General features: G+C 43.1%; 13 protein-coding genes. 2 read left to right on the top strand and 11 right to left on the bottom strand.

From position 1 onward, the window contains the following. Window positions 1-23: 23 nt before the first annotated feature. From EOD41_RS15755 to EOD41_RS15740, 4 genes are all read right to left on the bottom strand, one after another. Window positions 24-1490, bottom strand: a complete 1467-nt coding sequence (locus EOD41_RS15755) for a glycoside hydrolase family 130 protein (protein ID WP_127706658.1) — start codon at window positions 1488-1490, stop codon at window positions 24-26. A gap of 145 nt (window positions 1491-1635) precedes the next feature. Next, window positions 1636-2553 (bottom strand): DUF58 domain-containing protein, encoded by a 918-nt coding sequence (locus EOD41_RS15750; RefSeq protein ID WP_127706656.1) that lies wholly within the window; start codon window positions 2551-2553, stop codon window positions 1636-1638. A gap of 72 nt (window positions 2554-2625) precedes the next feature. Beyond that, on the bottom strand, window positions 2626-2943 hold the full coding sequence (gene trxA / locus EOD41_RS15745) for a thioredoxin (RefSeq protein WP_127706654.1): 318 nt from the start codon (window positions 2941-2943) through the stop codon (window positions 2626-2628). A 209-nt stretch (window positions 2944-3152) separates the two neighbouring features. After that, window positions 3153-4865 (bottom strand): amino acid permease, encoded by a 1713-nt coding sequence (locus EOD41_RS15740; RefSeq protein ID WP_127706652.1) that lies wholly within the window; start codon window positions 4863-4865, stop codon window positions 3153-3155. A gap of 80 nt (window positions 4866-4945) precedes the next feature. On the opposite strand from EOD41_RS15740, the gene EOD41_RS15735 reads away from it, so the two are divergent. Then, window positions 4946-5614, top strand: coding sequence for a phosphatase PAP2 family protein (locus EOD41_RS15735; protein WP_164849952.1), 669 nt, complete (start codon window positions 4946-4948; stop codon window positions 5612-5614). A 44-nt stretch (window positions 5615-5658) separates the two neighbouring features. Here EOD41_RS15735 and EOD41_RS15730 read toward each other — a convergent pair whose 3' ends face one another. From EOD41_RS15730 to EOD41_RS15700, 7 genes are all read right to left on the bottom strand, one after another. After that, the gene (locus EOD41_RS15730; protein ID WP_127706648.1) at window positions 5659-6309 is read right to left on the bottom strand and encodes a hypothetical protein; all 651 of its coding nucleotides are present in this window, start codon (window positions 6307-6309) and stop codon (window positions 5659-5661) included. A 93-nt stretch (window positions 6310-6402) separates the two neighbouring features. Further along, complete coding sequence (locus tag EOD41_RS15725) at window positions 6403-7737, bottom strand: alpha-L-fucosidase (RefSeq protein ID WP_127706646.1); 1335 nt, start codon at window positions 7735-7737, stop codon at window positions 6403-6405. Between the two features lie 70 nt (window positions 7738-7807). Further along, window positions 7808-9511, bottom strand: a complete 1704-nt coding sequence (locus tag EOD41_RS15720) for a M3 family oligoendopeptidase (RefSeq protein WP_127706644.1) — start codon at window positions 9509-9511, stop codon at window positions 7808-7810. Between the two features lie 139 nt (window positions 9512-9650). Further along, window positions 9651-10502, bottom strand: a complete 852-nt coding sequence (locus tag EOD41_RS15715) for a UbiA-like polyprenyltransferase (protein ID WP_127706642.1) — start codon at window positions 10500-10502, stop codon at window positions 9651-9653. A 140-nt stretch (window positions 10503-10642) separates the two neighbouring features. Beyond that, window positions 10643-11035, bottom strand: a complete 393-nt coding sequence (locus EOD41_RS15710; protein ID WP_240663442.1) for an endonuclease domain-containing protein — start codon at window positions 11033-11035, stop codon at window positions 10643-10645. Beyond that, window positions 11032-11652, bottom strand: coding sequence for a ribosome biogenesis GTP-binding protein YihA/YsxC (gene yihA / locus EOD41_RS15705; protein WP_127706640.1), 621 nt, complete (start codon window positions 11650-11652; stop codon window positions 11032-11034). The genes EOD41_RS15710 and yihA overlap by 4 nt, the downstream gene beginning before the upstream one ends. Before the next feature lie 107 nt (window positions 11653-11759). Continuing rightward, the gene (locus EOD41_RS15700) at window positions 11760-12380 is read right to left on the bottom strand and encodes an OmpH family outer membrane protein (RefSeq protein WP_127706638.1); all 621 of its coding nucleotides are present in this window, start codon (window positions 12378-12380) and stop codon (window positions 11760-11762) included. A 152-nt stretch (window positions 12381-12532) separates the two neighbouring features. Here EOD41_RS15700 and gyrB point away from each other — a divergent pair, with 152 nt between their 5' ends. After that, entirely contained in the window at window positions 12533-14491 is a 1959-nt protein-coding gene (gyrB, locus tag EOD41_RS15695) for a DNA topoisomerase (ATP-hydrolyzing) subunit B (protein WP_127706636.1), read from the top strand. Window positions 14492-14541: the final 50 nt, after the last annotated feature.

Here is a 14541-nt window from a genome sequence, read left to right as displayed (position 1 = left end):
TCACGGTACATGTAATGCGATTGTTATATTCCGTCTTCCTTCAGCTTGTTTATCAGGTCGTCAAGGCCAACTTCTACAAATGATGTTGAATAGTCAGACAAGCCGTAAGGGATGATAAGCTTATTGTTGTTCACTATAGCGCCGCACGAGTAAATTACATTGGGTACATAACCTTCACGCTCGTCGCTGTTGGGGATAATTAGCGGCTCTTTTAACCTGCCTATTTCAACAGACGGATCATCAAGCTTCAATAAGCTTGCGCCCAAAACATACCTGCGCATTGGTCCTACGCCGTGGGTTATCATAATCCAGCCATGTTCTGTTTCTATTGGCGAACCGCAGTTACCTATCTGAATAAACTCCCAGGTAAAGCGCGGTTCCTGCAACAGCACGGGTTTTTCCCATATGTTTATCTTATCCGAATACATGATATAGTTGTTGCACCCGTCGATACGTGATATCATGGCATATTTGCCGTTTATCTTTCTAGGGAACAGCGCAAGATTTTTGTTCTGCGCACCTGCTCCATAAAGCGGCATAATACGAAAGTTATAAAAATCGGTGGTTTGCAGCAGTTTTGGCATTATCAGCGCGCCATCGTAAGCGGTATAAGTGGCATAATAAACCGGCGTACCGTCTTCTTCAATAAACTTCACAAAGCGGGCATCCTCAATACCTTTTCGTTCGTATTCGGATATCGGGAAGATAACCCTGTCAGATATATCAGTATCCAACGAGAACACAATTTCGTAATACGAGTCGGCCAGCCAAAGCACTTTATCGTATTCAAGCCTTAGCACATCGCTCTCCTGCAATTTCTGCGAATCAAGTATAATGCGGCGCAGGTTAGAATATTCAAAATGGTGATCGAGCTTTGATTCCAGCTCTTTCAGCACATCAATGTTTATCTGTGTGGCGATGGCTTTTTCAAAAAACAGCCTTTTATTATACACCGCGTTACGGATGATCTCGGCCTCATCGATGTAATTCCCGGCAGGCAAAACGGTGATATTGTTATTCTTGTCGAAAAGTGCCCGGCGGAAGGTAATGGATGATATGTGGCCCTCGCCCACTGCCCTAAAACTCATGATCACCCGGCGTTCGCCTTCTTCAAGTTCTGTTTGATCCGGATCGTCAACTATCGACGGGTTGAAGAATGCCGCCGACTCAATTGAATACTCATGTGTAAAATACGAACCAAGCAGGAGTTTACGGTAAACGGTAAGCGTATCAAAATCAATACCCAGTTCCTCAAAAAGTGGTTTTAATTTGCTGCAGTGACGATTAAGTACACGGGTAATGTTACGGTGTCTTTTTGAATACTCCTGCAGTAACGGAGACACTATACCGAAGGCAGCGTCTTCACTTATAACCATTACACGTTGTATTACCTGTTTTGCCCTGTCATTCCCGTTAAAAAAGAAGCGGGCTATAACACGTTTAGAATCGGGGTTTACTCTGATGGGTTTCCTTACGATAGGCAGTCTCATATATAAGAATAAAATATTATCAGCTGTGATTATTGATTAAGGCAATTTTAACGGATTTGTTTAAAAAAGATAAAAATATGTTAAACCACGGTTTATGTGAAGTATTTTCAATCTGCACAGACACTCCATCCCTATCATCCAATCACTAAATCATCCTGTTCCTTTTAAGCAGATAAGCTTTTAATATCTCGTTGTAACCGTCGTTAATGTTGGCATCAACCAGGTCGATATGATATTGCGCGCATTTTAGTTCGAGCTGATGACGGTACTGCTGCAGGGCGGTACGATAGGTATCGCGTATGCGGTTCGGGTGTACTTTTACTTCGTCGCCGCTTTCTATATCGATAAAATGATATGGGCGGTTATCGAAATTAAAGTCGAGTTCACTGGCTTTATCGTTCACATTAAAGATCACCACCTCATGCTTGTTAAATTTAAGATGCTGTATGGCGGCAAAAAGCTGCTGCAGTTTTTCATCGCTCATGTTATTTTCCAGCATATCGCTGAAGATGATCACCATTGAGCGTTTGTGTATCTCGAGCGCCATATAGTGCAGGGCATCGGCTATATTGGTAGTAGTGTTGGCTTTGGCATTATTGTACGCTTTTTCAAGCTCGGCAAACAGATAAAACAAATGTGTACTTGTTGAGCGGGCGGGTGTAAGCAGATTCACTTGATTGGAAAAAGTGCATAAACCGAACGCATCACGCTGTTTTTTGAACAGATACATCAGCGAAGCAATAGCATATACCGAGAATTGCAGTTTACTCATGCCCTTTTCCGGGTAATTCATTGACGAAGATGTATCCAGCAGTAGATAGCAACGTAGGTTGGTTTCTTCTTCAAACTGCTTTACAAACAGCTTATCGGTACGGGCCATCAGTTTCCAGTCGATATTTTTTACCGATTCGCCATTGTTGTACAGGCGATGCTCGGCAAACTCGGCCGAAAAGCCATGAAAAGGACTTTGGTGGAGGCCTGTAATAAACCCTTCCACTACCTGTCGTGCAAGCAGTTCGAGGTTTGCCAATTGCCGTATATGCTGATCGTCGGATAGCTGCATTGAAAACTAATATATAACAAAAAAAGCGCTGCAAAAATTGCAACGCTTTTTTATTTCGTCAAGCAGGACTAATTATACCTGCGCGTTAAGCTTGTTAGCTAAAATTGATTTTGGCACTGCGCCAATTTGTTTGTCAACTATTTCGCCGTTTTTGAAGAACAGCAATGCGGGTATATTACGTATGCCAAACTTCATTGAAATACCTGGGTTGTAGTCAACATTTACTTTACCTACTACGGCCTTGCCGTCATATTCTTTAGCCAACTCTTCAACCACCGGGCCAACCATGCGACAAGGACCGCACCATTCTGCCCAAAAATCAACTAACACTGGTTTATCTGATTTTAATACAAGTTCTTCGAAGTTTGCATCAGTTATTTCTAAAGCCATGATTTTACTTTCTTTAATTTTTGTTATACAAATATTATTAATCAAAACGCTTGCCACAAGTACCCGCCTGACAATGTGACAATAAGATTATCTTCACACGTACGGCTAACTTTAGCGTGACGCTAAAAGTAATGTTTTGTTTGAAAGTGATGAAAAAGAATTATTAACATGCACTTATGATAGCATCGATTATCAACAATTTAAAGCTATTACTCGTTTTGAGCAGATTTTCCCAACGCACTATTACGGTAACTGTATCCGAAGTAAATCACAAGGCCTATAATCAGCCATATTAAAAAACGTATCCAGCTTTCATATTCCAGTTCGGCCATCAGGTAAAAACAGCTTAGCAAACCTAATACCGGTATCAGCGACAGCTTTTTAATAACCGACAGCACGGTTAACGAGGTTGACAACAGAATAAACAGCATATACGGAAATTTCTGGTGCACATCATCAGCTGTAAACATATTCAGCATCGGTTTCCAGAACGCAATAACAGCCGCCAAAAACAGTACCGGCATAATGAATTGGGAGTTGATATAAGGAAGTTTAAAACGTCCCTGCTGCGCCTGTTCTTTTGGCAGTAATAATACCCCTCCGCAAACCAATACAAAGGCAAACAAGGTACCTATGCTGGTAAGGTTGGTTACCTCGGTAAGATTCAAAAACAAGGCCGGTATAGCCACCACAAAACCGGTTACAATGGTTGCAAATGATGGCGTTTTATACTTAGGATGGATGCGGGAGAAGGCTTTTGGTAACAGTCCGTCTCGGCTCATGCTCATCCATATACGCGGCTGGCCAAGCTGAAATATCAGCAGTACGCTTGCAGTTGCTATTACCGCGCTTATGGATATCACATAGCTTATTTTGGTTAGGCCTACCTTGGCAAATACGAAGGCCAGTGGGTCGCCAACCTGCAAATCTTTATAGCTTACCATACCGGTTAACACCAGGGCGATAAGCACGTATAATACCGTACAGATCAGCAAAGAATAGATCATACCTTTTGGCAGGTCTTTTTGCGGATTCTTGCACTCTTCGGCGGTAGTTGATATGGCATCAAACCCTATATAAGCAAAAAATACACCCGAAACACCTTTCATTACCCCGCCAAACCCATTCGGTAAAAATGGCGACCAGTTAGCCGGTGTAACATAGAAAAAGCCTAATAAAATAACCACTATTACAATGGCTACCTTTAACAAAACCATAGCATTGGTAGCCTTTTTTGTTTCACGTATCCCAATATATACCAGCCATGTGATCAGTACCGTAATAGCCAGTGCCGGAATATTGGCTATCAATTTAAAGCTACCTGCGCCTGGTGCGGTTTCAAATGCCATAGCGGCATGGCGCATACGGTCGGTTATCTCAGCAACGTTGCCTGCAGCGGTTAAGTTTGCTACCTGCTCGTGCGCCGTAAGCGCCGAGTAATAATCCATAGTAAGATACGATGGCATACTGATGTGAAACCCTTCCAGCAGGTTTACAAAGTATTCGCTCCATGATATCGCTACGGCTATATTACCGATGGCGTATTCCATAAGCAAATCCCAGCCAATTATCCAGGCAATCAGTTCACCAAACGAGGCATAAGCATAAGTGTAGGCACTGCCTGCCACAGGTATGCGCGAGGCAAATTCTGCGTAGCAAAGCGCCGAAAATCCGCAGGTTACTGCTGTAATGATAAATAAGATACTTACCCCCGGCCCGCCCTGAAAAGCGGCTTCGCCTATAGTTGAAAATATGCCCGCACCTACAACGGCGGCAATACCCATCAGGGTAAGGTCTTTTACATTAAGTGCTTTGGTAAGATGGGCCTGCGCAGTGCCCGGGTGCTCGGCGTCGCTGAAACCGCATTCAACGTCGGCTAATATTTTTGCGACAGATTTTCTACGAAAGATGTTCTTCGACATTTATTTCTTTATTGAGGCCAATCAACTCCAAACATAACCATTTTTTTGCATTGCTTAAGTATATGCTTAATTTGCACCACATGAATATAGGGGTAAAAGATGTATTAAAACGGATCAACCTGTTTTTTATCCTGTACCTGCTGCTTTTATGCGCCTGCCTTGTTGTAAAGCTTATCTACACAAAAGAAGAAATTTACTTCGCTGTAAACCGCTATTACCATGGCTTTGCCGATTTCTTTTTCAAATACGCCACTTATTTTGGCGACGGACTGCTTACTATTGCCATAGCAGTGATACTATTGTGTTTTTTTAGTTACCGCAAGGCTTTTTTGCTTGTAAGCAGCTATGCGGTCACTTCTATTTTCGCACAGATACTAAAACACTTTTTTGATGCTCCCCGACCGCAGCTTTATTTTGCTACACGATTAGGCGAAATACATTTTGTGGAGGGTGTAGAAATTTATAAACTGCACAGCTTTCCTTCAGGACATTCGGTTACGGTATTTTCTACTGCAGTAGTGCTGGCCTATTTTTCAGGAAAAAAACCTGTAAATCTGCTTTTACTCATCATAGCCATACTTACCGGCTATTCGCGTATGTATTTAAGCGAACATTTTTTCGAGGATGTAGTAGCCGGTTCGGCTATTGGCGTTTTGCTAACCGTTGTTTGGTTAAGCTGGATTGAAAGCAAAAAGTTTTTGCATGCTAAAAAGTGGAATACGGCGCTCTTTAAAAAGAAAGGCAGATAGCATAACTACCCGCCTTTCATCAAATCAATAAACTATACAATTTATTAAGACATCGCTGTCTCAGTTTTCTTTCTGAACACAAAATAACCGATCATTAATAGCACAAGCGCGCCGCCACCCCATATGGCTATCTTACCAACTGATATCCCTTCTGATGCAGTATTAGTGTACTGATCGGTACGCTGTAGCTGTGGTGAGGTATTTATCGAGCTAAAGAAAGCATTGTGCTCATCCTTAATCAGATCTTTCCTGCTTGTTGGATACAGGTACTCAAAAGTATAAGTAGCATCCTGGGTGTAAATTACCGCAAAGTCACGAATTTGAGGGCCGTTAGCATCATTTGTTTCAAGTCCGAAAACGGTAGCCTTAAGGTTTCCAATAGTAGTATCGCGCTGATTTAGCACACTGCCGTCCGACTGACCTTGTACCTTGCTTATATATTCTTTAAAAACCTTATTCAGGTCTTTTTCTTTTTTAAGCGGCTTGGTATTCGGGTTAGCGGCTTTAATTACTACCATGTAGCCCAAATTGCCATTGGCAGAAAATATTTTTTGACCTAAGGTGTCTTTTAACTGATAATCTGCCGGTAAGTTCACGCTTACCTGGTTATCTATCTTAACAGGCTTAAGCTCCTGGGCATAAGCCGATATTGTGACAGCTATAACGCTGAATATGGTTGCAATTGTCTTTTTCATAAGCATGGTATTGCCATAACCATGCCAATAAGGGTTAATTTACTTCACAATTTCTGTTAAATAAAGTTAAATTGTATCAATTAGCATACAAAATCAGTTCATTACTAATTCGATTACCGGTACAACATAAGGTGGCTTTGTTTTAGACAGATCTAAAGTGATATCGTTGTCATTTTTATGCATAATCAACTCTGAATCATCATGCAGAAACTGCGCGTATCTTACTTTGCCCTGAAAGCCTGATAGTTTTATCTTCTTATCAGGATAGTCCAACAAATGTACATACAGCCGCCTGGTAACAGGGTTATAAGTTAACCTTGTGCCATCAGGCGCTTTGAACTCAGCCGGGGCGTATGTGCAGCCATAAATGGATTTGCTGTTAGCATGCATCCAATGAGCAATGCTGTCAAGTGCGTTATTAGCGCGATAGTCGAACTCGCCGCGTGCGGTTGGGCCGACATTCAGTATCAGGTTACCGCCATTGGCTGTACTTGTTATTAAAAGGTCAAGCAATTGCCTTTGAGTTTTCCAGGTAGTTTCATCCCGGTAGTATCCCCACGATCCAGAGAATGTCTGGCAAGTTTCAAACGGCTTGCCTCGGTATTTCATTAATTCTTCAGGGCCAACCTGTTCCGGTGTTTCAAAATCGGCGCCTCCGGGCAGGTCATTAATATCAAGGCGGTTATCCAGTATAATTCCAGGCTGCAGTTTCTTAATCAGCTTTAACAGTTCAACAGAACGCCAGTCGTCACGGCCTTTGCCGTTTTTATCCGGATATGAGAAGTCAAGCCATAAAATATCAATCTTGCCATAATTGGTAAGCAATTCGGTTATCTGGTTACGCATGTACTGACGGTACCTGGCCATGTCACGCCCCTTGTTAAGCCGGGCATAATCGGCATCGGTAGCATCTTTAGGCGCTTGCGGATGTATCCTGTCGATTGTAAAGTCAGGATGATGCCAGTCTAACAACGAATAGTAGAAGCCGATCTTAATACCTTGCGCCCTGAAGGCGTCGACAAACTCACGTACCAAATCACGCTTTGCAGCAGTATTGGTTGCTTTATAATCGGTGTATTTACTGTCGAACAAGCAAAAACCGTCGTGATGCTTTGTAGTTAGTACGGCATATTTCATACCTGCCTGTTTTGCTTTTAGAGCCCAGCGCTTAGCATCATACAGGTCGGGATCGAACATGTCAAAATACACCTGATAGGTACTGTCGTTGATCTTTTCGTTATGCTTAACCCACTCGTTCCGGGCCGGCAAAGCATATAAACCCCAATGGATAAACATGCCAAAGCGGTCGTGCTGCCACCAAGCCATACGCTTTTGTTTTTGCGCGGGTGTTTCGGGCGCTAATTTAGTTTGGGCAAATACAGGCTGCAGTACTACTGCTAACAGCAAGGCACACAGGGTTTTTCTCATGATAAAAAAGGCATAATTGAGCACCTAATATAGGCACTCAAGATAAATTACACCTCTGTTTAATAAGCAATTAATTAAGCTTATCTATCTCCGCCTTAATAAAATCCGCCAGTTCCTTTACATACGCCGCGCTGAAATCAAACCTGATCCCAGCGGTTTCATAAATCTCCTTTATGGTTTTGGTATAGCCAAGTTTGAGTGCCTCGAGATATTGCTGTAAGCCTTTTTCGGGATTTTCTTTGTAATTCTTCCAAACAGCAATAGCGCCAAGTTGTGCCATGCCGTATTCAATATAATAGAACGGCACCTCAAAAATATGCAGTTGCTTTTGCCACAGGTTAGCTTCAGCATCAGGGTGTTCGCTCCAATCAACAAAGCCCGCGCCGAATGGCTCGTATATTTGCTTCCAGGCCTCACGGCGCTCTTCAGCGGTATGGTCTGGGTTGGTATATATCCAATGCTGAAATTGGTCTACTACCGCTACCCATGGCAGCGTTTTCAGTACATCGAACAACTGGTCACGTTTGGCGCGTTGCAGGTCTTCCTCATTATCAAAATACACGTTCCAGTTGTCCATTGATATCAGCTCCATCGACATGGATGCCAGCTCGGCAACTTCGCTTGGGCAGTGCTTAAAGTCATTCAGTTCAAGATCAGCGGTTAAAAAAGTATGAACCGCATGGCCTCCCTCGTGCACCATAGTGGTAAGGTCGCGGAAGGTATTTGCCGAGTTCATGAAAATGAACGGAGCGCCGGTTTCAGATAGCGGATAGTTGTAACCACCCGGCGCTTTGCCTTTACGGCTTTCTACATCAAACAGACCATTATCTTTCATAATCTCTAATCTCTCTCCCAGATAACGGTTGATGTTACTAAAGCATTGAATAGATTTCTCAATCAAATCGTCGCCGTTTTTAAACGGTTTAAGCGGCGCTTTGCCTGTGATATCCACATCAGTATCCCAAGGCTTAAGCACTTCTAAACTCAAAGCTTCCCGACGTTTCTCGGCCTGCTCATGCAGGATAGGAACTATTTCCGTTTCAATAGCAGCGTGGAAAGCATAGCAATCCTGGGGTGTGTAATCAAACCGTCCGAGCGCCTGGAACATATAATCGCGGAAGTTTTCAAAACCGGCATTTAATGCCACTTTATGGCGTAGCGAACGCAGGTGATTGAACAGTTCATCCAGCTTTTCCCTGTCTTGTAAACGACGGGCGGTGATCTTTTCCCAGGCTTCCTGCCGTTTGCTGCGGTCGGTGTCTTTTAACAAGGCCCCGGCCTGTTCAAGGGTAAACTCCTTATCGCCAATGTGTACCGACATTGAGCCGGTGATCTGCTGATATTTTTGCTGCTCAACCTGAATCTCCGTTTGCAACGGTATATTTTCTTCTCTAAAAAGCTCAAGTGCCTTTTTAATACCACGCAGGTAAACAAAATATTTATGACTGTCCAACTGATCAACATACTCGCTGTCAACCAGTTTTTTATTCAGTTCATTACTATACTGTGCAGTTTTAGGCTCGATTTCAGTAGCGAAATACTGGAATTTTTGCAGCAGTTCTTCGCTGTTGGTATCGCATGTCATACGGATATAGCGCCATGCAAAATCTTCTTCTAATGCAGCCTCGAGTTCGCTGCGGTCGTGCAACCATTGCTCTAACTCAGCAACTGAATTAATAGGCCTGTCCAGCAGTTCGCGATATATCGGCTCAAGGTTCTCCCATTTGATATCAAGATCAGCAGGGATGTATGTTCGTGTTTTTTTGTGTATCATGGTTGGATGTGCAAATATGCAGATGTGCTAATGTGCGGATGATTTTAGAATTGTCCAAATTTTGTCTGAACCGGAATTTCAGATTAATAAATTACGAATATTGAAAACTTAGTTACAATGCGGTATCGGCCAATCGCAATTACAAAGTGGCCCTATCAAGCAAAAACAACACAGCGAATACCACGCTGGCAATGCCGTTTGTCGTCATGAAAGCAAAGTTTACTCGGCTCAAATCAGTAGGTTTTACCAGCAGGTGCTGATAGATCAGCATAGCGCAGAAAAACAGAATGCCTACATAATAAAGCACACCTACATGGGTGACAAATACCGGCATTACAATAAATATAGATGAAAATACGTGCAATAGTGTCGACAGGTTCAACGCCCGCACTTTCCCTAAATAAGCAGGAATAGAATGTAATTTCTGGTCGCGGTCGAAGTCCTCGTCCTGCAGGGCATAAATGATATCGAAGCCGCTCACCCAACACAATACCGATAGCGAGAAAAAGATGGGTGTAAGTGCAAACTCACCGGTTACTACAAGATAAGCGCCTATAGGTGCAAGTGACAAGCCCAAGCCCAACACCATATGGCAAAGCGCAGTAAACCGCTTGGTAGCGCTGTAACCTAAAACCACCAGTAACGCCACAGGCGACAAATAAAAGCACAGCGGATTGATAAACCAAGTGGTAGCAACAAACAACAGGCAGTTGGTAATAGTAAATACCAACGCATTACGTGCACTGATACGCCCGGCAGGTATATCGCGCTGTTTGGTGCGGGGGTTCTTCGCGTCGATATCCCGGTCGAGGTAGCGGTTAAACGCCATCGCCGAGTTCCGCGCGAAAACCATACACAACACCATCATTAGCAGCTTTGGCCACTCAAACCTGTGATGGGTGGTAGTAACCGCCAAAAAGAAGCCGATAAAGGCAAACGGCATGGCGAATATGGTATGTGAGAATGTTACGAGAGAGAAATATTTTTTCATATTTTAAAGCTCCCCTCTTGAGAGGGGCAGGGGTGTGTTAATGAATTTTCTTTTACTGACAAAACACACCCCATTAATGTCAGTAGTTAATTTAAGTTTATGCACCCCCTCTCAAGAGGGGAACATTTGAATTGCAAAATTCAGTCGTTTTTTTGATAATCCAAAATGTACCCTTCAATGCCGCGTAATACGTTGGTCATATCTTTTCGCACCTCGTTCTCAGTAAATCTAAGAATGTTTAATCCCCATTCTTTTAATTTAACCACACGCTCAATGTCTAATTTAAATGCTTCTTCATGATTATGATAATCACCATCAATTTCGATAACAAGGGATAGTTCGTTACAATAAAAATCCGCAATGAATTCCAGCAAAGGCTTTTGACGTTGAAAATCATAACCATAGAACTGTTTATTATTGAGTTCTTTCCAAAGAAGTATCTCCCCCAACGTGCTATCATTCCTTAATTTGCGTGCAAACTCTTTTAACTTCGAATTGTATGGAATAATTTTTCGCCTCATTACACATCTCATATCCCTTTATACTCCGGCACCTCAAATCCTTTGTTCACTTCATCAATAAAACCCAGCACTTCATCGCGGCCGGTTTGCGTTTCTGATGAGGTGATGAACATCTGCGGAGCCTCTTCAAAAGTTTTCAGCAGCGCTTTTCTGAATTTGGCAACGTTCTGCTCGGTTTTTAACGCCGATTGTTTATCAGCTTTGGTGAAAACCAGCACAAACGACAGGCCTTTTTCACCCAGCCAATTACAAAACGCAAGGTCAATCTTTTGCGGTTCGAGACGGCTATCAATTAGTACCATCACACATTGCAGGCTTTCTCGCTTGTCGAGGTAGGTCCGGATAAACTTATCCCAGTCTTCTTTTTTACTTTTTGAAATACGCGCATAACCATAACCGGGTAGATCAACCAGATACCAGTTTTCATTTATTAAAAAATGATTGATAAGCTGCGTTTTACCCGGCGTTTGCGAGGTTTTAGCCAAGCCCTTTTTACCGGTGAGCATATTGATGAGTGACGACTTGCCGACGTTTGACCGGCCTATAAAAGCATATTCGGGCAGTACCGGGGGCGGGAGCTTTGAAATTTGCGTATTGCTGCAAATGAAGTCGGCAGATTTAACAATCATTTTACAAAGATAGTAATTTTGAGTTGAGCCCGATTTCAACAAAAAAGCCCTGATTATTACCAGGGCTAAATTTCATCTGCATATTTGCACATCAGCAAATCCTCACATTATTTTTTGTCTTTTTTGTACTCTTCGTTCAGGTTCTTAACCACATCAGCAGTTACATCTAAACTTGCGTCGCCATATAATACTGTTGGGTTGGTGCGCGAGTAGCTTAACACCAGTTTGTAGCCTTTATCCTTTGCGTATTTTTTAAGATATTCGGTTATTTTGTTAAAAAGCTTCTCGTTCTCGCTGCCCGATTCATTCTGGAACTGAGCGGTAGCATTTTGCTCATAACCTTGCAGTTCCTGTCCTTTACGCTGTAAACGCTGCTCGATAGGTGCACGTTGTTCGGCGCTTAAAGTTTGCGCGTTTTTTTGATATTCAGCCACTTCACGCTGAAATGCCTGCCTGCGCGATTCAACATCGCTTTGTGCCGAACGACCTTTCTTTTGCAGACGGTCGCTCATATCTTTAACATAATCATATTTAGCCAGCAAAGTATCCTGGTTAATATATACTATCTCTGCCTTTTCAGGTGCCGCAGCAGGGGTTGCAGTTGTTGCAGCAGCTGGTTTATCAGCAGTTTTGTTTTGGTTACATGAAGTGATTACGCCGGCAAGCAACAGAGCCGAAGCAGCGGTACCCAGTGTAAATTTTGTGAAAAAAGATGCTCTTTGTATCATCGTCCTTATTAAAAAAAATTTCACAAATATAAACTTTAACAATAAGTATCCTAATCATTTTCGGCAGTTGTTTCCACAGTGTCATTACTTATCAACAATGCGGCAATTCCGCATATTTTGTGTATTTTTGAAGGTTATTGTATTAATTACTTATGAGCGAAGAAAATCAGGACAGATCCAATTATTCGGCAGATAATATACAGGTTTTAGAAGGTTTGGAAGCGGTGCGCAAGCGCCCTTCGATGTATATAGGTGACACGGGGGTTAAAGGGTTGCACCATCTTGTATATGAAGTTGTAGACAACTCTATAGACGAAGCCCTTGCCGGATATTGTACCGATATAAATGTAACCATACACAAAGGCAATTCCATCACCGTTAAAGATAATGGCCGTGGTATCCCAACAGGCATTAATAAAAAAGAAGGCAAATCGGCTCTTGAAATTGTAATGACCGTGCTGCACGCCGGTGGTAAGTTCGATAAAGATACTTACAAAGTATCAGGCGGTTTGCACGGTGTGGGCGTAAGTTGCGTTAACGCGCTGTCAACCCACGTAAAAACTGTTGTACACCGCGAAGGAAAGATATTTACCCAGGAGTATGAACGCGGTAAACCGCTATTTGAAGTAAAGGAAATTGGCGAATCTAATTTAACAGGAACCATCCAAACTTTTCAGCCCGACCCTGAAATATTTACTACTACTACTGAATATAAATACGACACGCTTGCCGCACGTTTGCGTGAGCTTGCGTTTTTGAACAAAGGCATACGCTTAACGCTTACCGACGAGCGCGAGGTTGGACCGGATGGTAACTTACTTTCTGAAGAGTTTTTCTCAGAAGGTGGGTTAAAAGAATTTGTAAAGTTTTTGGATGGCACCCGTACACCTATCATCCCCGAGCCTATTTATGTAGAGGGCATGAAACAAGGCATACCTGTTGAGTTGGCTTTACAATACAACGACAGCTATTCGGAAAATGTGCACTCGTATGTAAACAACATTAATACTATTGAGGGTGGTACACACGTGGCAGGTTTCCGTATGGGCTTAACCCGTACACTTAAGGCTTATGCAGATAAATCAGGCCTGCTTAAAAACGTTAAGGTTGAAATTACCGGCGATGACTTCCGCGAGGGTTTAACGGCTGTAATTTCGGTTAAAGTAGCCGAACCTCAGTTTGAAGGTCAAACAAAAACCAAACTGGGCAACAGCGAGGTAAGCGGCGCGGTTAACGTTGCCGTTGGCGAAATATTGAGCAACTATCTGGAGGAAAACCCGAAAGAGGCGCGCATGATAGTGAACAAGGTGATATTGGCCGCTACCGCCCGTGCCGCCGCGCGTAAAGCCCGCGAAATGGTGCAGCGTAAAAACGTAATGGGAGGCTCTGGCTTACCGGGTAAACTGGCCGATTGTGCCAACAGCGACCCTGCACTTTGCGAAATATACCTGGTGGAAGGTGACTCGGCAGGTGGTACTGCTAAACAGGGCCGAAACCGCGATACACAAGCTATCCTGCCGTTAAGGGGTAAAATCCTTAACGTAGAGAAAGCTATGGAGCACAAGATCTACGAGAACGAGGAGATCAAGAATATGTTTACCGCCCTTGGCGTAAGCATTGGTACTCCGGAAGATGATAAGGCGCTTAACCTTACCAAGCTGCGTTACCACAAGATCGTGATCATGACGGATGCCGACGTTGACGGTTCACACATTACCACGCTGATATTAACCTTCTTCTTCCGTTACATGAAAGAACTGGTTGAATTTGGTTATGTGTATATCGCTTCGCCACCACTGTACCTGGTTAAAAAAGGAAAAGAGTTTGAATATTGCTGGAATGATGAGCAGCGTGATGTAGCCATTCAAAAACTTAAAGGTGCCGGTAAGGAAGACAGTGTACACGTACAGCGTTACAAAGGTTTGGGTGAGATGAACGCCGAGCAGCTTTGGGAAACCACCATGAATCCTGCTACCCGTACGCTTAAACAGGTAAGCATTGAAAACGCTGCCGAGTGCGACCATACCTTCAGTATGCTGATGGGTGATGAGGTTGCACCACGCCGTGATTTTATAGAGAAGAACGCAAAATACGCTAAGATAGACGCGTAAGTTTGATTTCGAATCTGGATTTTGATTTCGGATTTATGATAAAAGAAAGA

It is taken from the genome of Mucilaginibacter limnophilus (assembly GCF_004005815.1).
Taxonomy (GTDB): Bacteria; Bacteroidota; Bacteroidia; order Sphingobacteriales; family Sphingobacteriaceae; genus Mucilaginibacter; species Mucilaginibacter limnophilus.
This window is presented reverse-complemented; position numbering and strand designations above follow the sequence as displayed.